Raw genomic sequence first — 17,815 nt, 5'->3', positions numbered from 1 at the left:
ACCGACCGAGTCCGGTTCATGCGGACAGCAGACGCCTGTTGCCGTCTCCCCATGCCGCGGTCATCACCAGACCCCGGATCCGCCAGCCACCGGCGACGCGCACGAGGTCGAACCGGTAGCTGCCGCCCAGTGTCCACAGCGATGCGCCGAACTCGTCGTTGCCACGATGGGTCGCCTGGAAGGAGGCCGTGCATACGGCGGTGTCGCCGTCGATATCGACCAGATGGTTCGTCAGCAGATGCTGAGTGGCCTCGAACCCGCCGAGCGTGTCACGCCATGCGGCGGCGATCTGTGGTGGGGTGAGTACGACCGGCTCACCACCGTTGAGACTGGTGTAGTCCAGAGTCACTCGATCGGCGAAAACTCGTTCGAGAGCGGCCCATTCGCGGTGGTCGGTGTGCCAGGCCATGCGGGTGCAGGTGTCGATGATATCGAGGCGATCCATATAACGATCCTTGCTGTGAGATAACCGCTTCCGGAACGCGAATCGCTGCACGATCGGTTGCCGGAAGCTGCGGCGGTCAGAGACGGGCGAATGACGCGGCGTGCGCGGTCGCCCAGTCGGTGAAGGTGCGCGGCGCCCGGCCGGTCACCGTCGCAACGGTCGGATACACCACGGATTCGTCGAGCGAGCCATCGATGTAGAAGTCGGCGAACGCTGCGGCGTACTGCGCGGGAACAGTAGCGGCGAGCTCGGCGCGGGTCTCCTCGTCGGTGAGCTCCCGGCACACCAGCGGCCGCCCGAGGGTTTCGGCCAAGATCGCGACCTGATCGGCGGGATACAGTGCCTCGGGTCCGGTCAGATCCAGGACCTCGCCGGTCAGGTCCACTCCGGTGAGCGCCCGGGCCGCGACCGCCGCGATATCGGCCGGATCGATTGCCGCCAGCGCTACCCGCGGAAATTGCACGCGCACGACGTCGCCGGCCGCCAGCTGAGGCAGCCAGCGCAGGGTATTCGACATGAATGCCCGCGCGCGCAGCATCGTCCAGGCCAGGCCGGACTCGCGCACCGCGCGCTCGGAGTCGGCCATGGACCGGGCGATCACATTGCCGGGGTGGGCGATACCCGCCGAGCCGTTCGACAGCAGCACGACATGCTCCAAACCGGCAGCTTTGGCCATATCGAGCAGCGTGGACATCTGGGAGTACCCCGGCATCAGGTACATCGCGCGCACATTCTCCAGCGCCCCGGCCATCGACTCGGGATCGTCGAGGTCACCGACCACCGGCGTCACCCCTGATGGAAAAGTCGTCGAATCGTGTTTCCGTACAAGGACTTTGAGTGGCTGCCCGGCATTCGACAGTTGCGCTACCAGTTCCGAACCGACATTGCCGGTGGCGCCGGTCACCAGAATCATGAGCCTCTCCTCGTTCGTGCATCCCACCCGGGTGGTCGGGTTGTCCACCCACTCTCGCTCAGATCCGGCCCGTATCGAAGAGAACCACCTGCACGAAGCGTGCAGGAACCTGCACGCCGGAACCGAAAGCTGCCACTGCCGGCTCCGCACTCGTAACGGCCACCCACCGGAGTGCCGCACAAGAAGTCGTTCACGGCCCGGACCCTAGAGCGCTCCGTAGCGAGCGGCGATCGCGGCGGCGCGGTCGCGCAGACAGGTGCGCAAGGACGGCGGGGCCAGGACTTCCGCGTCCGTGGTGAGCTGCCACAGCGCCCATTCGGCGTGCCGCGCGTCCTGGAAGGTCACCTCCAGCCGCGGCCATCCGTCCGCGCCGGATTCCTCGGCGCGCACGGCCAGCGCGGTGCTCACCAACTCGTCCCGCCGCGCCGGGTCCACTCGCACCAGCACGTCGATCCGGTCTCCGCCGGTCCGGAATCGGGTGCTGCGTTCCTGCCAGACCCGGCCCAGATCGACCCGCTCCGAGCGCTGGGCCGGTTCGGGAAGTGCTTCTGCCGCCGATATCCGCGACAGCCGGTAGGTGCGTTCCGCGCCGGCTCGGGTGGCCAGCAGGTACCCCTGGCCGCGCACGGTGACCAGGCCGATCGGGTCCACCGTCCGCCACTGCGGGCTGCGGTCGGCTGCCGCGTAGTGGATACGCAGCTTGTTTCCGGCGAACACCGCGCGCCGGACCTCGGCCGATATGCTGCCGGGCACCTCCTCGGTGACCAACCGGCGCGACAGCAGATCGGTCTCCGGGTCGATGAGCAATCGCTGCGCCACCTGGGCCGCGATGTGCCGATGATTTTCGGGGAGCGCGTCGACCACCTTGAGCATGGCCGAAGCGAGCGCCGAGCCGAGTCCGAATGCCTGCGCGCCGCGTCGCGAACCGGCGACCAGCAGGGCGATCGCCTCGTCGTGATTCAGACCGGTCAGTTCGGTCCGGAACCCGGGCAGCAACGCGAAACCGCCGCGTCGGCCGCGTTCGGCATAGACCGGGACACCGGCGGCGGACAACGCCTCGATATCCCGCAGCACGGTGCGGGTGGACACCTCCAGCTCGTCGGCCAGCTCGGTCGCGGTCAGCCGCCCGCGCCCGCGCAGCAGCAGCACCAGGGACACCAACCGGTCGGCGCGCATCCGAAAACTGTATCGGAATACATGACACAGGATGTCGTGATTGGTTGGCAGGCTTCCCACCACGGCGGCCCGAACCACGGCTACCGCGCCGAGGGCCGTACGTACTTCACCGAATCGAACGGAGTAGATGTGGCAGTGGAACGAACAGCGATCAACCCGGTGGCATGGTCGACGGAGATGGGGTTCAACCAGGGCGAGCTCGTCTCCGGCCACAGCCGGACCCTGTACTGCTCGGGGCAGACCGCGATGAGCGGCGACGGCAAACCGCAGCATGCCGGTGATATGGCGGCCCAGTTGGCATTGAGCCTCGACAACTTGGCGGCCGTGCTCGACGCGGCCGGCATGTCCCTGGTGAACCTCGTCCGGCTCAACGTCTACACCACCGACGTCGATCTGCTCTTCCAGCACTACGGCGTACTCGCCTCGCGGCTGGGCGCATCCGGCGTGGCCCCGGCCACCACGATGCTCGGAGTCACCCGGCTGGCCATTCCCGGCCAGCTGGTCGAGCTCGAGGGGACCGCTGTCGGCTGATCCCGGTATCGCCGCCTTCGCCAGGGCCGCTCCAGGCGACGCGTGGCCGGTACCCGGCACACGCGTCGACGGGCCCTGGGCCCGGCGCGGACGCCGGAGCCCGGCTCGGCCCGCACGACCGGCCGCCCAGCACGACGCCTTCCCGGCGCGTCCTTGCCGTCGCCGGTGCCGCCGGTCTCCTACCGCGGGGTGGCGGCCGCGGGCCCGGCCAGGGCGGCGCGCAAGGCGTCCGGTGTCGTCACCGGCAGGTCGCAGACCGAGCCCCGGCACACGTAGGCCGCCGCGGTGCCCTCGATCGAAGGCCGGTCGGTGAGCAGTGGGACGGTGTCCACATCGGCCCGGATGACGACGGCACCGCCGGGCGCGTGGGCCCGCGCGACCTCCAGCAGTTCGGCATCGCCCACCGGTTGATAACCGGTGGTGGAGATGGCGATCTGCAGCGGGCCCTGGAGGGCGGCCTCGGCCACGGTCAGCCATTGGCCGGCCGAGCGCGGCGCTTTCGCCAGCACCATCGCGCCGCGGGCGAGGGTGTGCTCGGCCAGTTCCCGGTAGCGCGCGGCGCGATCGGGTTCGACGACAGCGGACGCGGTCAGCAGGGCTTCGGCCAACACGGACGCCCCCGCGGGGGTGGCGCCGTCGATGGGGTCGCGGGGGCGGGCGATCAGGGTTTCGGCGTCGTCCGCGGTGTCGAACCAGCTACCGGGCTCGTCCGGGTCGGCGAAATGCGCTATCGCGGCGTCCAGGACGCGATGGATATCCGGTAGCCAGCCGGCCGAACCCGAATACTGGTGCAGTGCCAGCAGGGCGGTGGCCAGCCAGGCGTAGTCCTCGAGTACGCCGGGCGCGCTACCGGCGACCCCGCCGAGCGAGGCGCGCAGCACCCGGCCGTCCACCACGTGCAGGTCCAGGAGCACCCGCGCGAGATCGTAGGCGGCGTCGAACCAGTCGCGCCGGTCGAGTGCGCGGGCGGCCTCACAGAGGGCGGTGATCGCCATGCAGTTCCAGGCGGTCACCGCCTTGTCGTCGCGTTCGGGCTGGGGGCGGCGCTGCCGGGCGGCGCGCAACGCGGTACGGGCGCGTTCGAACCGCTCACTGTCCTCCGGATCGGCGCGGCGGGTGAGCACCGAACAACCCTGCTCGAAGTTCCCGGCGGTGGTGACCCCGAGTACCTCCGCGGCCCAGGCGCCGTCGATGGGCCCGAGTTCGCCGACCAGCTCGGCGGGATTCCAGACGTAGGTCGCGCCCTCCACACCGGGTTTTCCCGCTTCGATATGGGTATCGGCGTCCAGCGCGGAGGCCAGGCCGTGCGCGGTGGACAGATCGTCCAGCAGGAACTGCACGATCTCCTCGGTGATCCGGCGCGGCAGCGGTTCCGCGGGACTCCGGCGGGCCAGATGCGCGTAGAACCGCAGCAGCTGCGCGTTGTCGTAGAGCATCTTCTCGAAATGCGGGATCACCCAGGCCGCGTCCACCGAATAGCGGGCGAAACCGCCGCGCAGCTGGTCGTAGATACCGCCACGGGCCATGGCCTCCGCGGTGCGGTCCACCACGGCCCGCACCGCCGGGTCGCCGGTGCGTTCCCAGCTGCGCAAAAGGCCCTCCAGCAGCGCGGAGGGCGGGAACTTCGGCGCGCCGCCGAAGCCGCCGTGGGTCTCGTCGAAATCGCGGAGCACCGCGGCGACGGCGTGGTCGAGCAGTTCGGTGGTGACGGTGAGCTCGGATTTCGGGATCCCGCCCGCCTGCTCGCGCAGGGCGGCGGCCACTTGCTCGGACGCCTTGTCCACATCGGCGCGGCGGTTACGCCAGGTATCGGTGATCGCGGTGAGCAGCTGGGTGAACGACGGCATCCCGCCGCGCGGCACCTTCGGGTAGTAGGTACCGCAGTAGAACGGTTCTCCCGCCGGGGTGAGGAAGCAGGTCATCGGCCAGCCGCCCTGACCGGTCATCGCGACCGTGGCGTTCATGTACACCGCGTCCAGATCCGGGCGTTCCTCCCGGTCCACTTTGATACACACGAAGTCCGCGTTCATCTGCGCGGCGGTGGCCTCGTCGGCGAACGATTCGTAGGCCATCACATGACACCAGTGGCAGGACGCGTACCCGATGGACAGCAGGATCGGCACGTCACGCGCCGCCGCCTCCGCCAAGGCCTCGGCATCCCACTGCCGCCAATCGACTGGATTGTCTGCGTGCTGACGCAGATAAGGCGATGTCGCCCTACCTAATCGGTTCACGATGCCAGCCTCCCAAATCCGGTGAGCACACGACACGATCTACAGTCTCCGCACGGCCGACAAGGTGTGTCGGTCCGAACACACCAGGGCCGATCGGCTCCGACTGCCAGCGTAGTGGGCCTGCCGCATGATGACCGGTGCGCCCGCAGCCGACGAGCACGCGATGCCGGACATAAGACCTCGCCGTGCTCATGTCTACTTCTCGATCAGTGATGGATATGGGGCGACAGCGTCCCGCGAGCGCTGTCGCACCCATGCCGAGCCACTGCGGCCAGGCCGGCAACTGCGATTCGGGCGTCCCTACGCGACCGGTTCCGCCGTGTCGGCGCGCTGGGCCCGCAGCAGCTGTGGCCGATGTTTGCCGTCTTTGAACCAGTGGTGCGATCCGGGTTTGCGCGCTTCGGTCGCCAGATGTTTGATACCTGCCTCACAGGCGAATTCCTTGAGCTTCTTGCCCGCGAACCCGCTGAAGTACAGCCGCATGGCGGTCTCGTCCTTGTGGCCGAGCTGGTAGATCCCGGCGCCCCGGCCGAAGCTGAGGCACATGGCGGGGAAGGCCAAGTCGATCGGGGTGGGCTGCTCACCCGCGATGCGGTGCAGCAGTGTGTCGGCGGCATGCGCGCCCAGGCAGTACGCGGTGTAGGCGCTCATCCGCAGCGGCAGATCCGACGGGGCCGCCGAATCGCCCGCCGCGACGATGCGTTCGTCGTCGACACTGGTCAGCGTCTCGTCGGTGAGCAGCCGACCGACTGCGTCGGTGCGCAACCCGCTCCGGGCGGCCAGGTCGGGGACGCCGAAGCCGGCTGTCCAGATCGTGACCGCACTCGCCAGCGTTCGGCCGTCGCCGAGTTCGACGGCGTCCCGGGTCACCGCCGTGACAGCCGCGTCGTGTCCTTCGATGACGTTCACCCCGAGCCCGGCGAAATACTTCCGAGCCGTGCGCCGGGCCTTCGGATGCAGGTACGGGCCGAGTACCCCGCCACAGACCAGGGTGACGCTGCGGCCCCGCCCGGCCAGTTCCGCGGCGGTTTCGATGCCGGTCGGGCCGCCTCCGATCACCGTTACCGGGGCCGTCATGGGGGTATCGAAGAGCACCGTCCGCAACTGCTGCGCCGCCTCCAGCGTCGCCACCGGGTAAGCGAACTCGGCCGCGCCCGGCACCCGCTGCCCGGCATTACCGCTACCCACCGCGTAGATCAGGTAGTCGTAGCCGATCGTGCCGCCCTCGCCCGTTGTCACGGTGCGCCCGGCCGCATCGATCCGCGTCACACCGTCGACCACCAGCCGGACACTCTCGGCCAGGATGTCCTTGTAGTCGACGACCGCATCGTGGGTCCCGCCCACCAACTGGTGCAAGCGCAGCCGTGGGACGAAGAACGGGCGCGGATTGATCATGGTCACCGTCACGTCGTCGCGCTGCGTCAAGCGGTTGGCCGCCATCACGCCGGCATATCCGCCGCCGACCACGATCACATCGGTGTTCTTGCTCATGGTGTCTCCTTCGCTCCGAGGGGCTCGAATACAAGACACCGCAACGCCGCAATCCCTGACACCTTGTGATGCAGATCACCCACGCCACCGGGCGGTTCACACTTCCACACCTCTCATGCCGGCCGCCACCCTGTCGTGCCCGCGCGCGTGGGGACTTCTACGGTGGAGCCGTGATCAGAACCGCCGCCCTGGCCCATATCCGCGACCGTCGACTGATCCAGACCCGTTCGACCGGGAAAACCGTCTTCTACATGGCCGGTGGGAAGATCGATTCGGGGGAGAGCCCGCTACAGGCGCTGCACCGGGAGGCCCGTGAGGAACTCGGCGTCGGCGTCACCGCGGTGCGTGAACTCGGCGTCTTCGAGGCCGAGGCCTACGGGCACACCGCCGGGACCCGGCTACACATGACCTGTTTCCTCGCCGAGGTCACCGCCGAGCCCAGCCCGCTCGGCGAAATCGCCGAATTCCGCTACTTCACCGGTGCCGAGTACGCCGCCATGCCCGAGGTCGCGCCCGGTTCACTACTGGTTTTCGAGCACCTGCACCGGCTGGACCTCATCGACTGGTAGCCCGCGCGACCACCCGGTCGCGGTCACCGGCGCCGCCCTCGACACCGCAGCGATCCTCGCCCCACCGGCGAGCGAGTTACCGCCGAGGGCACAGAAATCGTCGTCGGCCCCGACGCGTTCCCGGCCGACTGACTACATGCCCGTAGGCGCGGACCGCTTCGTTCTCCGGCCAGGACGCCGCTGCCGGCCTTCACCGACCGCGACTACGGTTCGCCCCGGCGGCACCGGGCGGGCACGGTCCCACCCGGTGCGCCGGCCGCTCACGGTCGCCGTACGTCACACCGGACGGTCGCGGCCTTCCTCGGTACCACTGTTCGGGGTGGACCCGGCCCGCCGCGGTACCCCGGGCTCGGTACCCTCGTCGGCCTCCTGGTCCGGTTCCGGATGTTCGGGTTCGAAGGTCTCCGGCAGGTTCTTCAGATGTTTGTTCATCGAACGGACCAGCAGGAACGTCCCCGCCAGCAGAATCAGCACGATCGCCAGGCCGAGCGGGGACGCCTTACCGAATTCCGGGCCGGTCGGCGTACCGGGCGTCTGCGCGAGCAGCGCGGTCACCGATACCGGGAGAGTCGCGGCCCACATCAGCGGTACTCGTCGGTGATACCGGCGAACAGGTCGGTCTCGGGGATATCGGTGCTGACCCGGGTCCGCGCCAGTTCGAACTCCTCGGTCGGCCACAGCCGCTGCTGCATCTCCAGCGGAATGGCGAAGAACGCGCCGTTCGGGTCGACCTGGGTGGCGTGCGCACGCAGCGCGTCGTCGCGGCGCGGGAAGTACTTACCGCATTCGACCTGGGTGGTGACCCGGGCCATGATGTCGCCGCGTTCCACCGCGTATTTGCGTGACCGGTCCAGCCACTCCTGCAGCGGGAACGGTTCGCCCAGCTTCTCGTACTCCTCGGCGAACACCTCCATCCGCCGGATCGTGAAGCCGTGGTCGTAGTACAGCTTGAGCGGTGTCCACGGCTCGCCCGCGTCGGGGAACTTCTCCGGATCGCCGGCGGCCTCGAACGCGGCCACCGAGACCTCATGGCACCGGATATGGTCCGGGTGCGGGTAGCCACCCATTTCGTCATAGGTGGTCATGACATGCGGTTTGAACTCGCGGACCACCCGGACCAGCGCTTCGGTGGCCTCCTCGAGGGGGACCAGCGCGAAGGAACCCTCCGGCAGCGGCGGCAGCGGGTCGCCCTCGGGCAGTCCCGAGTCGATGAAACCCAGCCAGGTCTGCCGGACGCCCAGCGCGGCGGCCGCGGCCGCCATCTCCTCGCGCCGGATCTCGTCCATCCGCTCCAGCACCCCGGGTGTATCCATGGCGGGGTTGAGGATGCTGCCGCGTTCCCCGCCGGTCAGGGTGACGACGAGGACGTCATGTCCCTCGTCGGCGTAGCGTGCGGTGGTCGCACCACCTTTGCTGGATTCGTCGTCGGGGTGGGCGTGCACCGCCATGAGGCGAAGGCCACTCACTTCTCGTTCACCGTCGCTCTCGGTCGCGGGTGTTCGGACTTCGTTACCTATAGTTCCATCTGGACCGATTCTGTTCCGACCTACCCCCCGGGAGCACGAAATCATGACCGAGCCCACGCCGGAACCCGGGCGCCCGGACTCCCCCGGCTCTGCCGCGGCGGCTGCTCCGGATACCGCCGCTTCCGCGCGGGACCGCAACGCCGACCGCTACGGCCGGCGCACCGCGCGGCCGAACCGCCGCTTGATCGGCGTGGTCCTCACGGCCGTGGTGCTGCTCGCCGGCATCGGGGTCGCCTATCTGGGCTGGGCGAAGTTCGGGCCGAAGGATATCGAATCCGAGGAGCTCGGCTACACCGTGCTCGACGACTCCTCGGTCGAGGTGCAGATCCGGCTCACCCGCGCCGATCCGTCGAAACCGGTGGTGTGCCTGGTGCGGGCCATGTCCCGCGACCTCACCGAGGTGGGCCGGCGTGAGGTGCTGGTCCAGCCCACGGCGGGCGAGAAGACGGTGCGGGTCTCCACGGTCGTGAAGGCCTCCGAACGGCCGGCTTCCGCGGCGATCTACACCTGCACCGACCGCGTGCCGGGATATTTGAAAACCGAGTGAGTGCCGGTTAGGACTCGGCCCGCGTGGGTATCGCCTGGGTGCCGGAAGCAGACCGGACCTAGTTGACCCGCTGGTAAAAACTCGCCCGACCTGCATCTTTGTGAATCATGCTAAAATGGCCTGACACACGGTTCCGGGGCTCGGAGCCGTGTTTGCTGCATTGGCGGCCGGCGCGGTCGATACCGGGGAGGGTCCCCGAGTCGGACTGTCGGGGTGTTTCGAACTTCCCGGGAGATCGCGATAGCCGTCTGCTGAAGCATGCCTGCCTGCGGGTGGGCCGTGCCGCAGTGATCAGGAATCCCGGCCTGCCGGGGACAACTACTAGGGAGTGATCGAGATGACTGAGACCCAAGTGACCTGGCTGACCCCGGAGTCGCACGACAGGCTCAAGAGCGAACTCGACGCGCTCATCGCCAATCGTCCGGTCATCGCCGCCGAGATCAACGAGCGTCGCGAAGAAGGCGACCTCAAGGAGAACGGCGGCTACCACGCGGCGCGCGAGGAACAGGGCCAGCAGGAGGCCCGGATCCGGCAGCTGCAGGAACTGCTGAACAACGCCAAGGTCGGTGTGGCGCCCACCAAGTCCGGTGTCGCGCTGCCGGGGTCCGTGGTGAAGGTCTACTACGACGGTGACGAGTCCGATACCGAGACCTTCCTCATCGCGACCCGCGAAGAGGGCTTGGGCAATCCCGATCTGGAGACCTACTCGCCCAGTTCCCCGCTGGGCGGGGCGCTGATCGACGCGAAGGTCGGCGAGACCCGCGAATACACCCTGCCCAACGGCAACCTCATGAAGGTGACGCTGGTCAGCGCCGAGCCGTACCACAGCTGAGACCACCGGTCCGGTCGCGGCGCATCCCGCCGCGACCGGACCGTATGACGACGCGAGCGGCCGCATCCGTTTTCCCGGATACGGCCGCTCGTTCATGTCCTGTGTGTCTCCCGAATCCTCGGTGGTGCCCCGGCTGGTTCAGCTCAGGGCTTGTTCGAGATCGGCCAGCAGATCGCTGATGTCCTCGATTCCCACTGACAGCCTTACCAGATCATCGGGTACTTCCAAAAGCGACCCTGCTGTAGAGGCATGGGTCATGGCCGCCGGATGCTCGATCAGCGACTCGATTCCACCCAGAGATTCGGCCAGAGTGAACACCTTCGTCCGCGAGCACAGATCGCGGGCGGCGTCGGGACCACCGGCCAAGCGCACCGAAATCATTCCGCCGAACCGCCGCATCTGCTTGTCGGCGACGGCGTGGCCGGGGTGTTCGGGCAGCCCTGGATAGATCACATGGCTGATCGCGGGATTGCGGGACAGGAACTCGGCCAGGGTTTCGGCATTGTCGCAGTGCCGGTCCATCCGCAGGGCGAGCGTTTTGGTGCCGCGCATCGTGAGGTAGGCATCGAAGGGGCCCGGCACCGCGCCGGCGCCGTTCTGCAGGAAGGCGAAGGCCGAGTCGAGCTGGGCGTCGTCGGTGACGAGCGCGCCGCCGATGACATCGGAGTGCCCGCCCAGGTACTTCGTCGTCGAATGCACCACGACATCGGCGCCGAGCAGCAGCGGCTGCTGCAGGTACGGGGTGGCGAAGGTGTTGTCGACGACCAATTTGGCGCCGGAGGTGTGCGCGATATCGGCCAGCGCCGGGATATCGCCGATATTGAGCAGGGGGTTGGTGGGCGATTCCACCCAGATGAGTTTCGTGTTCGGGCGGATGGCGGCGCGCATCGCGTCGATATCGGTGACCGCGGCCGGGGAATGCTCGATCCCCCATTCGGTGAACACCTTGTCGATCAACCGGAAGGTGCCGCCGTAGGCGTCGTCGGGAATGACGATATGGTCACCGGGCCGCAACATCGCGCGCAGCGCACAGTCGGTGGCGGCCATCCCCGAGGCGAACGCCCGGCCGTAGCGGCCGACTTCGAGGGACGCCAGATTGGCCTCCAGTACCGTCCGGGTGGGGTTGCCGGTGCGGGCGTATTCATAGCCGTCCCGCAGTCCACCCACCCCGTCCTGGGCGAAGGTGGAACTGGCATAGATGGGCACGTTCACCGCGCCGGTCCGGGGATCGGGATCGTAACCGGCGTGCACAGCCCTGGTGGTGAATCCCAGTTCGCTCATACCCCCCACCCTAGAGGTCGGACGCGCCGTGACCGCACGCCGGGCGGCCTTCCTGTGAGCAGGCTCGCGCCCTGGTCCGAGCCGTCCGTGCGACAGCCGCCGGCGATTACCCTGAGGCCATGCTGACCGTCGCCGAACTGTTCGCCACCGATTCACTGCTGTCCGGGGAGGAACGGGAGATCCGCGATACCGTCGCGGCCTTCACCGACCGGCATATCCGGCCGCATATCGCGGAGTGGTTCGAGGCCGGGGAATTCCCGGTGCGCGATATCGCCCCGGAACTCGGGAAGCTGGGCGTATTCGGGATGCATCTGGAGGGTTACGGCTGCGCCGGCCTGCCGGCCACCGCGTACGGCCTGGCCTGCCAGGAGTTGGAGGCGGCCGACTCCGGACTCCGGTCACTGGTATCGGTCCAGGGATCGCTGGCGATGACCGCACTGCACAAGTACGGCTCCGAGGAGCAGAAGCAGCAGTGGCTACCGGATATGGCGGCCGGGCACACGATCGGCTGTTTCGGTCTCACCGAACCGGATTTCGGCTCCAATCCGGGCGGGATGCGCACGCGGGCCCGCCGCGAGGGCGGCGACTGGGTGCTCAACGGATCGAAGATGTGGATCACCAACGGGTCGGTGGCCGATATCGCCGTGGTGTGGGCTCAGGTCGAGAGCGGCGGAAAGAATATCGTGCACGGTTTCCTGGTGCCCGCGGGTACGCCCGGGTTCACGGCCCGGGAAATGAAGGGGAAGCTCTCACTACGCGCCTCGGTCACCGCCGAACTCGATTTCGACGAGGTGCGGCTGCCGGCCGATGCGATGTTGCCGGGCGCGTCCGGTCTGTCGGGCCCGCTGTCGTGTCTGGGTGAGGCACGGTTCGGAATAATCTTCGGCGCGCTCGGTGCCGCCCGCGACTGTTTGAGTGCGACGATCGAATATTCGCGTACCCGCGAGGTTTTCGAGAAGCCGCTGGCCGCCTATCAACTCACCCAGGCGAAATTGGCGGATATGGCTTTGGAATTGGGCAAGGGCCAGCTGCTGGCCCTGCACCTGGGCCGGCTGAAGGATCGCGGCGAACTCACCCCGGAGCAGGTGAGCGCGGGCAAATTGAACAGCACCCGCGAGGCGCTCGCGATCGCTCGCGAGTGCCGCACAATATTGGGCGCCAACGGCATCACGCTGGACTACCCGGTGTTGCGGCACGCGAACAATCTGGAATCGGTCCTCACCTACGAGGGCACCGCGGAGGTCCACCAGCTGGTGCTCGGCAAGGCGCTCACCGACGCGTCGGCGTTCCGCTGACGCCGCCAGTGGGTCGGAGCCACTTGCCATTTCGCGCGCATCCACATTCCGTTCCCGGCGAATACACTGCCTCACGCCGGCACGGCGACCCGCTGGCGACAGCCGGAATAGACTGCCGCCGAGCCGAACTCGTCGCGCTGATCGACCGATGGATCAGTACCGAGCCGACCGGACGGCAGGTCCGGCGACAGCGCGACGATTCCTTCGGCGCCACGATCGACCGCATGGCGGCCGCCCACTTACACGCCAACCATCTGCTGCCTCACGCCGAACGCGTCTCCGACGAGCGAGTGCACGCGGCGTGGTACCGGCTGGCACTACTGGCCGACGCATGGACCGATCTCGTTGCCGGCGCCGAGCCGGTCCGGCGCCGGACCTGAGTCGCGCCCAGGGCTACCACCTGCGGAGATGCGCGATATATCACAGTTCGATAAATAGCGGCGCGTTGTTACCATCGGGTTATGTTCGCCCTGGGTCCCCGTGTGTTCGAGATCTCCGCCCGCCGCTATCTGGAGGGTATCCACCGGACCCACGGGGCGCCGGCTTTCGCGGCGGCCGCCGCGCTGCCGGGGCTGTCCGCGCAACTGGATCAGCACGCCGCCGCCGTCCGCGACATTCTGGACCTCGGGATCGATACGGCCGGGCAGGTCTCCCCGGTCGTCCTGCTGGCCGGTTACATGCGCGGACTGCTGGAGGGCCGGACCGCGCCTCTCACCGAACCCGCCGATTGGGCGACCGCCGAATGGCTGCACCTGCGGCTGGCCGGAGCCTGCCTGCAGGCCGGACACTCGGCCCGATGAACGACTTCCGCCGTGCACCGGGGGCTCCGGTGCACGGCGGAAGAAAACCGGGAAACGACGCTCAGCGCAGGTGGCGCGGTTCGCCGCCGCCGTAGGGCGACCGACCGCCCTCGTCGTAGCCGCCATAGGGCTGTTGGCCACCGCCCCCGTAAGGAGTCTGGCCGCCCCCATAAGGGGCCTGACCGCCGCGGTAGGGGTTACCGAACTGCCGGTACTCGCCACCGGACATCTGCTGCCCGTGACCGCCGGGCTCATCGGGTTCCCGCCGGAAACCGCCACCGTGCGCGGGCTGCGGTTCGTCCCACTGTTCCGGGTCGCGTCCGGCGGTCGCGGCACCGCGGCCCGCCTGCTGGGCACCCATCCGCTCCCGCGCGGCGTCCTCCCGGCCACGCTGATAGGCCTCGGCGTGACCGCGCACGGACGGCATCTCCTCCTCGAGCCCGCTCAGCCAACCCTCCCAGCGCTGCTGCATCGGCCGCACGAGACCACCGCCGACACCGACGACCAGAATGCCGCCCAGGGTGGCGAGCACCGCGATCAGCACCGGTGTGGTGACCGTGGTGGCCACCCCGATCTGATTCAGGGCGGCGACGATACCGATACCCCAGATGAACACCGCCGCGATCCGGCCGATCATCGGTCCATAACTCAACCCACCCAGCGCGTTGCGCACCAGATCGCTCACCGCGTGCGCGATGGCGCCCGCGACCACCACGATCAGGATGGCGACCGCCGCACGGGGCAGCCAGGCGACGATCCCGTTGATCAGGTTGCTGACCGGGTTGGGTCCGAAGACCCCGAAACCCATCTGCAGGGCGATCAGCAGGATCGCGTAGAAGGCCAGCCTCCCGAGGAGATCGGACGCGTCGTACTTACTCCGCTCCAGCATCCGCTGGATTCCGCCCCGCTCGACGAGCCGATCGAAACCCACCCGTTCGAGCACTTTGTCGACGATCTTCTCGGCCACCTTGGCGATGATCCAGCCGACGACCAGGATGACCAGGAAGCCGATGAGCTTGGGTACGAATGTCGCGATCGAACTCCACGCATCAGAGAAACCCTGCTGGAAATCGATTGCCAAACTTGAGGTTTGCACAAGCCCTTCCCTTCGCTCTCCGATCGGACGCAGCGTTTGCCGCGAACGGCACTACACCCCGTTATACCCCGGTAGAGCAGGTTGAACCTGTGATTGCAGAATAATTGCTAATGCGCCACGCGATCGGTGCTGACGAAGCCCAGCAGATCGTGGCGGGTGATCACGCCGACCGGTTTGCCGTCCTCGACCACCATCAGCGCATCGGTATCCGAGAGCGCCTTGGTGGCCGCGGAGATCGGCTCGCCCGACCCGATCAGCGGGAACGACGGGCTCATATGCTGCGCCACCGAATCGGTGAGGTTCGCCCGACCGGTGAACACCGCCGAGAGCAGATCCCGTTCGGAGACGCTGCCGGCCACCTCGCCGGCCATCACCGGCGGTTCCGCGCCGACGACCGGCATCTGCGACACGCCGTACTCCCGCAGGATCTCGATGGCGTCGCGCAGGGTTTCCGAGGGGTGGGTGTGCACCAGATCCGGCAGTTCGCCGGACTTACCGCGCAGCACGTCGCCGACCAGCACTTCCGCGGTCGACCCGTCGAGCGGGGTGCGCAGGAACCCGTAGGAGCTCATCCACCGGTCGTTGAAGATCTTGGACAGATAGCCGCGCCCGCCGTCCGGGAGCAGCACCACTACGACGGCATCCGGGTCGCGCCGGGCTACCTCGAGCGCCGCCACCACGGCCATCCCGCACGAACCGCCGACCAGCAGACCCTCCTCCCGGGCCAGGCGCCGGGTCATATCGAAGGAATCCGCGTCGGAGACCGCGATGATCTCGTCCGGGATCGCCGGGTCGTAGGCCGAGGGCCAGAAATCCTCGCCGACCCCCTCGACCAGATACGGGCGCCCGGTGCCACCGGAGTACACCGATCCCTCCGGATCGGCGCCGATGATCTTCACCTTGCCGCCCGATACCTCCTTGAGGTAGCGACCGACGCCGGTGATGGTGCCGCCGGTACCGACACCGGCGACGAAATGGGTCACCGTGCCCTCGGTATCGCGCCAGATCTCCGGCCCCGTGGTCTCGTAGTGGCTGTCCGGACCGCCGGGATTGGAGTACTGATCCGGTTTCCAGGCGCCCTCGATCTCATCGACCAGCCGGTCGGAGACGCTGTAGTAGCTGTCGGGGTGCTCCGGCGGCACCGCGGTCGGGCAGACGACCACTTCGGCGCCGTAGGCACGCAGTACATTGCGCTTGTCCTCGCTGACCTTGTCCGGGCAGACGAAGACACAGTGGTAGCCGCGCTGCTGGGCCACCAGCGCCAGGCCGACACCGGTATTGCCCGAGGTCGGTTCGACGATGGTCCCGCCGGGACGCAGCTGCCCGGACTTCTCCGCGGCCTCGATCATCTTCACCGCGATACGGTCCTTGGAACTGCCGCCCGGGTTCAGGTACTCGATCTTGGCGGCCACCAGGCCGGCGCCCGAGGGCACCACCGAGTTCAACCGGACCAGCGGGGTGTTGCCGATGAGGTCCACGACATGATCCGCAATGCGCATACCCCCATCGTTGCAGAGACGTTGCCGGAAGGCTGCGTGTGGTCCGCCACCCCGCCGCGTAAATCCGGCGGAGCGACTGCCGAGCCATTAATATCCGGGACCTATGAGGCTGCCGAAGCTCGCACGTGCCACCGCGCTCCTGGCCGGGTCCGCCTTCGCGCTGGTCGCCGCGTCCGGGGCCACGGCCGGTGCCGCCACCATCGCGTTTTCCGACGTCCCCACGCTGACCTACGGCGGGCTGTGCGGGACGAGCATCCGCACCTGGGCCGACACCAGCCCGCAGTGGCCGGGCCGCGCGGTACTGAATGTCCGGGCCAATCCCGTCGCCGGCATCGGGCCGGGTGAGTACCCGCTGGCGCCGCTGTGCGAGGTACTGACCACGGTGACCTGGCGCAACCTGGACACCGGGGCCACCGGTGCCTACATCAACAATGTGGTGACCGGCATCTACGGCAGCATCCAGTACTCCCTGTTCCAGGACACCGGCCCCGGCCGAGTGGACGTGGTGGTGACCACGAACCACGCGAGTATCCCGGCGTACGGCAGTTTCGTCGTCCCGGCCTGATACCTGCCCGGGCGCGACCGGTCCCGGCGCGCACGCCGCGCACGAGATCGTTCCCGCTCGTAAGATCCGGGCCCATGGGCGAAACTCGGATCGGATGGCGGACGGCCGCGGTGGCCGGTGCCGCCACGGTTCTGGTCGGCTCCGGGGCGGGAACCGCGTCCTGGGCGGCCTACCGGCTGCTCACCACCCAGGCGGGCACGGCGCGCGGCATGATCGGCCGCGACACCTCCAAGCCCCCGGAGGCCGACGGCATCTACTCGCCACTCGGATACCAGCCCGGGCGCACCGGCGAACATGCCGACCTGCACCTGATGATCTTCGGTGACTCGACCGCCGCGGGTCTGGGCTGCCACAGCGCCGCCGAGGTGCCCGGGGTCCGCATCGCGCACGGTCTGGCCGACGCCACCGGGCAGCGCATCCGGTTGAGCACCAAGGCGATCTCCGGCGCCACCTCCAAGGGGCTGGCCGGGCAGGTGGACGCCATGTTCGTGGCGGGCCCGCCGCCTGACGCGGCGGTGGTGCTGGTCGGCGCGAACGATGTCACCAAGAAGCATTCGATCGCCCGGTCCGCCGAACGCCTCGGCGCGGCGGTGAGCCGGTTGCACGGGGCGGGCAGCGTCGTCGTGGTCGGTACCTGCCCGGACCTCGGCAGCGTCACCGCCATCCCGGAACCGCTGCGCTCGGTGGTGCACCGGTGGAGCGTCCGGTTGGCGCGGGCCCAGACGGCGGCCACCCGGGCGGCCGGCGGCCACACCGTCGCCATGGGGGACCTGCTGAGCAAAGATTTCCGGGCGGCCCCGGAGCAGCTGTTCTCCGCCGACGGTTTCCACCCCTCCGCCGACGGTTACGCGCTGGCGGCCACCCATCTGCTGCCCGAATTGATGAGAGCGCTCGCTGAACGGGATATGGCCGCGGCGGATATTTCCTAGTAGCCGGGCGCGACGTAGATTCGAAGGGATCGTACCCGCGAGTAGTGTTCGGCCCGGCCGTGCACACTCCCCGACAAAGGAGTCCT

General features: G+C 68.4%; 19 protein-coding genes. 9 read left to right on the top strand and 10 right to left on the bottom strand.

Annotation, left to right across the window (positions count from 1 at the left end; all coding sequences use genetic code 11):
• Positions 1-16 precede the first annotated feature (16 nt).
• The 3 genes from NS4_RS17540 to NS4_RS17530 all read right to left on the bottom strand — a co-directional run bounded on the left by NS4_RS17540 (position 17) and on the right by NS4_RS17530 (position 2,534).
• The gene (locus NS4_RS17540) at positions 17-445 is read right to left on the bottom strand and encodes a nuclear transport factor 2 family protein (protein WP_063060605.1); all 429 of its coding nucleotides are present in this window, start codon (positions 443-445) and stop codon (positions 17-19) included.
• A gap of 76 nt (positions 446-521) precedes the next feature.
• Positions 522-1,358, bottom strand: coding sequence for an NAD(P)H-binding protein (locus tag NS4_RS17535; RefSeq protein WP_063060659.1), 837 nt, complete (start codon positions 1,356-1,358; stop codon positions 522-524).
• A 204-nt stretch (positions 1,359-1,562) separates the two neighbouring features.
• Complete coding sequence (locus NS4_RS17530; protein ID WP_063060604.1) at positions 1,563-2,534, bottom strand: helix-turn-helix transcriptional regulator; 972 nt, start codon at positions 2,532-2,534, stop codon at positions 1,563-1,565.
• 135 nt (positions 2,535-2,669) lie between these two features.
• Between NS4_RS17530 and NS4_RS17525 the strand changes: the two genes are divergently transcribed.
• The gene (locus NS4_RS17525) at positions 2,670-3,065 is read left to right on the top strand and encodes a RidA family protein (RefSeq protein ID WP_063060658.1); all 396 of its coding nucleotides are present in this window, start codon (positions 2,670-2,672) and stop codon (positions 3,063-3,065) included.
• A 179-nt stretch (positions 3,066-3,244) separates the two neighbouring features.
• On the opposite strand, the gene NS4_RS17520 is transcribed toward NS4_RS17525, so the two are convergent.
• Positions 3,245-5,299, bottom strand: a complete 2,055-nt coding sequence (locus tag NS4_RS17520) for a thioredoxin domain-containing protein (protein ID WP_245665482.1) — start codon at positions 5,297-5,299, stop codon at positions 3,245-3,247.
• A gap of 300 nt (positions 5,300-5,599) precedes the next feature.
• On the bottom strand, positions 5,600-6,790 hold the full coding sequence (locus tag NS4_RS17515) for an NAD(P)/FAD-dependent oxidoreductase (RefSeq protein WP_063060603.1): 1,191 nt from the start codon (positions 6,788-6,790) through the stop codon (positions 5,600-5,602).
• A gap of 170 nt (positions 6,791-6,960) precedes the next feature.
• Between NS4_RS17515 and NS4_RS17510 the strand changes: the two genes are divergently transcribed.
• Positions 6,961-7,359 carry an NUDIX hydrolase gene (locus NS4_RS17510; protein ID WP_063060602.1) on the top strand — a complete coding sequence of 133 codons (399 nt, stop codon included), beginning with the start codon at positions 6,961-6,963 and terminating at the stop codon, positions 7,357-7,359.
• Between the two features lie 276 nt (positions 7,360-7,635).
• On the opposite strand, the gene NS4_RS17505 is transcribed toward NS4_RS17510, so the two are convergent.
• Positions 7,636-7,941 (bottom strand): hypothetical protein, encoded by a 306-nt coding sequence (locus NS4_RS17505; RefSeq protein ID WP_063060601.1) that lies wholly within the window; start codon positions 7,939-7,941, stop codon positions 7,636-7,638.
• A complete protein-coding gene (gene mca / locus NS4_RS17500; RefSeq protein WP_030522181.1) occupies positions 7,941-8,807 on the bottom strand; it encodes a mycothiol conjugate amidase Mca in 867 nt (288 codons plus the stop codon). The genes NS4_RS17505 and mca overlap by 1 nt, the downstream gene beginning before the upstream one ends.
• Before the next feature lie 121 nt (positions 8,808-8,928).
• On the opposite strand from mca, the gene NS4_RS17495 reads away from it, so the two are divergent.
• Together NS4_RS17495 and greA are read left to right on the top strand one after the other, a co-directional pair.
• Complete coding sequence (locus NS4_RS17495) at positions 8,929-9,432, top strand: DUF4307 domain-containing protein (protein ID WP_063060600.1); 504 nt, start codon at positions 8,929-8,931, stop codon at positions 9,430-9,432.
• Positions 9,433-9,769: 337 nt separating this feature from the next.
• Positions 9,770-10,264 (top strand): transcription elongation factor GreA, encoded by a 495-nt coding sequence (gene greA, locus NS4_RS17490; RefSeq protein ID WP_039826568.1) that lies wholly within the window; start codon positions 9,770-9,772, stop codon positions 10,262-10,264.
• Positions 10,265-10,402: 138 nt separating this feature from the next.
• Here the strand turns inward: greA and NS4_RS17485 are convergent, their stop codons facing one another.
• Positions 10,403-11,545: a cystathionine gamma-synthase gene (locus NS4_RS17485; protein WP_063060599.1), complete on the bottom strand. Its 1,143-nt coding sequence runs from the start codon at positions 11,543-11,545 to the stop codon at positions 10,403-10,405.
• Between the two features lie 119 nt (positions 11,546-11,664).
• Here NS4_RS17485 and NS4_RS17480 point away from each other — a divergent pair, with 119 nt between their 5' ends.
• From NS4_RS17480 to NS4_RS17470, 3 genes are all read left to right on the top strand, one after another.
• On the top strand, positions 11,665-12,840 hold the full coding sequence (locus NS4_RS17480; RefSeq protein ID WP_063060598.1) for an acyl-CoA dehydrogenase family protein: 1,176 nt from the start codon (positions 11,665-11,667) through the stop codon (positions 12,838-12,840).
• 23 nt (positions 12,841-12,863) lie between these two features.
• On the top strand, positions 12,864-13,220 hold the full coding sequence (locus NS4_RS17475; RefSeq protein ID WP_174552104.1) for a DUF4254 domain-containing protein: 357 nt from the start codon (positions 12,864-12,866) through the stop codon (positions 13,218-13,220).
• A gap of 81 nt (positions 13,221-13,301) precedes the next feature.
• The gene (locus NS4_RS17470) at positions 13,302-13,640 is read left to right on the top strand and encodes a DUF6401 family natural product biosynthesis protein (RefSeq protein ID WP_063060597.1); all 339 of its coding nucleotides are present in this window, start codon (positions 13,302-13,304) and stop codon (positions 13,638-13,640) included.
• 61 nt (positions 13,641-13,701) lie between these two features.
• Here the strand turns inward: NS4_RS17470 and NS4_RS17465 are convergent, their stop codons facing one another.
• Complete coding sequence (locus NS4_RS17465) at positions 13,702-14,721, bottom strand: mechanosensitive ion channel family protein (protein WP_245665481.1); 1,020 nt, start codon at positions 14,719-14,721, stop codon at positions 13,702-13,704.
• A gap of 122 nt (positions 14,722-14,843) precedes the next feature.
• Positions 14,844-16,235, bottom strand: a complete 1,392-nt coding sequence (locus tag NS4_RS17460; protein ID WP_063060595.1) for a cystathionine beta-synthase — start codon at positions 16,233-16,235, stop codon at positions 14,844-14,846.
• Between the two features lie 103 nt (positions 16,236-16,338).
• Between NS4_RS17460 and NS4_RS17455 the strand changes: the two genes are divergently transcribed.
• Both NS4_RS17455 and NS4_RS17450 read left to right on the top strand, forming a co-directional pair.
• Positions 16,339-16,800: a hypothetical protein gene (locus NS4_RS17455; RefSeq protein ID WP_063060594.1), complete on the top strand. Its 462-nt coding sequence runs from the start codon at positions 16,339-16,341 to the stop codon at positions 16,798-16,800.
• A gap of 74 nt (positions 16,801-16,874) precedes the next feature.
• Complete coding sequence (locus NS4_RS17450) at positions 16,875-17,729, top strand: SGNH/GDSL hydrolase family protein (RefSeq protein ID WP_063060593.1); 855 nt, start codon at positions 16,875-16,877, stop codon at positions 17,727-17,729.
• Positions 17,730-17,815: the final 86 nt, after the last annotated feature.

The organism is Nocardia sienata NBRC 100364, from assembly GCF_001613205.1.
Lineage (GTDB): Bacteria > Actinomycetota > Actinomycetes > Mycobacteriales > Mycobacteriaceae > Nocardia > Nocardia sienata.
The sequence above is the reverse complement of the archived record's forward strand: the minus strand, read 5'-3'. Positions and strand labels throughout refer to the sequence as shown.

Excerpts from the sequence above, each read along its gene's own strand:
- NS4_RS17540 (WP_063060605.1), bottom strand. The coding sequence starts at position 445 with ATGGATCGCCTCGATATCATCGACACCTGCACCCGCATGGCCTGGCAC.
- NS4_RS17515 (WP_063060603.1), bottom strand. The coding sequence starts at position 6,790 with ATGAGCAAGAACACCGATGTGATCGTGGTCGGCGGCGGATATGCCGGC.
- NS4_RS17505 (WP_063060601.1), bottom strand. The coding sequence starts at position 7,941 with ATGTGGGCCGCGACTCTCCCGGTATCGGTGACCGCGCTGCTCGCGCAG.
- greA (WP_039826568.1), top strand. The coding sequence starts at position 9,770 with ATGACTGAGACCCAAGTGACCTGGCTGACCCCGGAGTCGCACGACAGG.
- NS4_RS17480 (WP_063060598.1), top strand. The coding sequence starts at position 11,665 with ATGCTGACCGTCGCCGAACTGTTCGCCACCGATTCACTGCTGTCCGGG.
- NS4_RS17495 (WP_063060600.1), top strand. The coding sequence starts at position 8,929 with ATGACCGAGCCCACGCCGGAACCCGGGCGCCCGGACTCCCCCGGCTCT.
- NS4_RS17460 (WP_063060595.1), bottom strand. The coding sequence starts at position 16,235 with ATGCGCATTGCGGATCATGTCGTGGACCTCATCGGCAACACCCCGCTG.
- NS4_RS17455 (WP_063060594.1), top strand. The coding sequence starts at position 16,339 with ATGAGGCTGCCGAAGCTCGCACGTGCCACCGCGCTCCTGGCCGGGTCC.
- NS4_RS17530 (WP_063060604.1), bottom strand. The coding sequence starts at position 2,534 with ATGCGCGCCGACCGGTTGGTGTCCCTGGTGCTGCTGCTGCGCGGGCGC.
- mca (WP_030522181.1), bottom strand. The coding sequence starts at position 8,807 with ATGGCGGTGCACGCCCACCCCGACGACGAATCCAGCAAAGGTGGTGCG.
- NS4_RS17470 (WP_063060597.1), top strand. The coding sequence starts at position 13,302 with ATGTTCGCCCTGGGTCCCCGTGTGTTCGAGATCTCCGCCCGCCGCTAT.
- NS4_RS17450 (WP_063060593.1), top strand. The coding sequence starts at position 16,875 with ATGGGCGAAACTCGGATCGGATGGCGGACGGCCGCGGTGGCCGGTGCC.
- NS4_RS17535 (WP_063060659.1), bottom strand. The coding sequence starts at position 1,358 with ATGATTCTGGTGACCGGCGCCACCGGCAATGTCGGTTCGGAACTGGTA.
- NS4_RS17485 (WP_063060599.1), bottom strand. The coding sequence starts at position 11,545 with ATGAGCGAACTGGGATTCACCACCAGGGCTGTGCACGCCGGTTACGAT.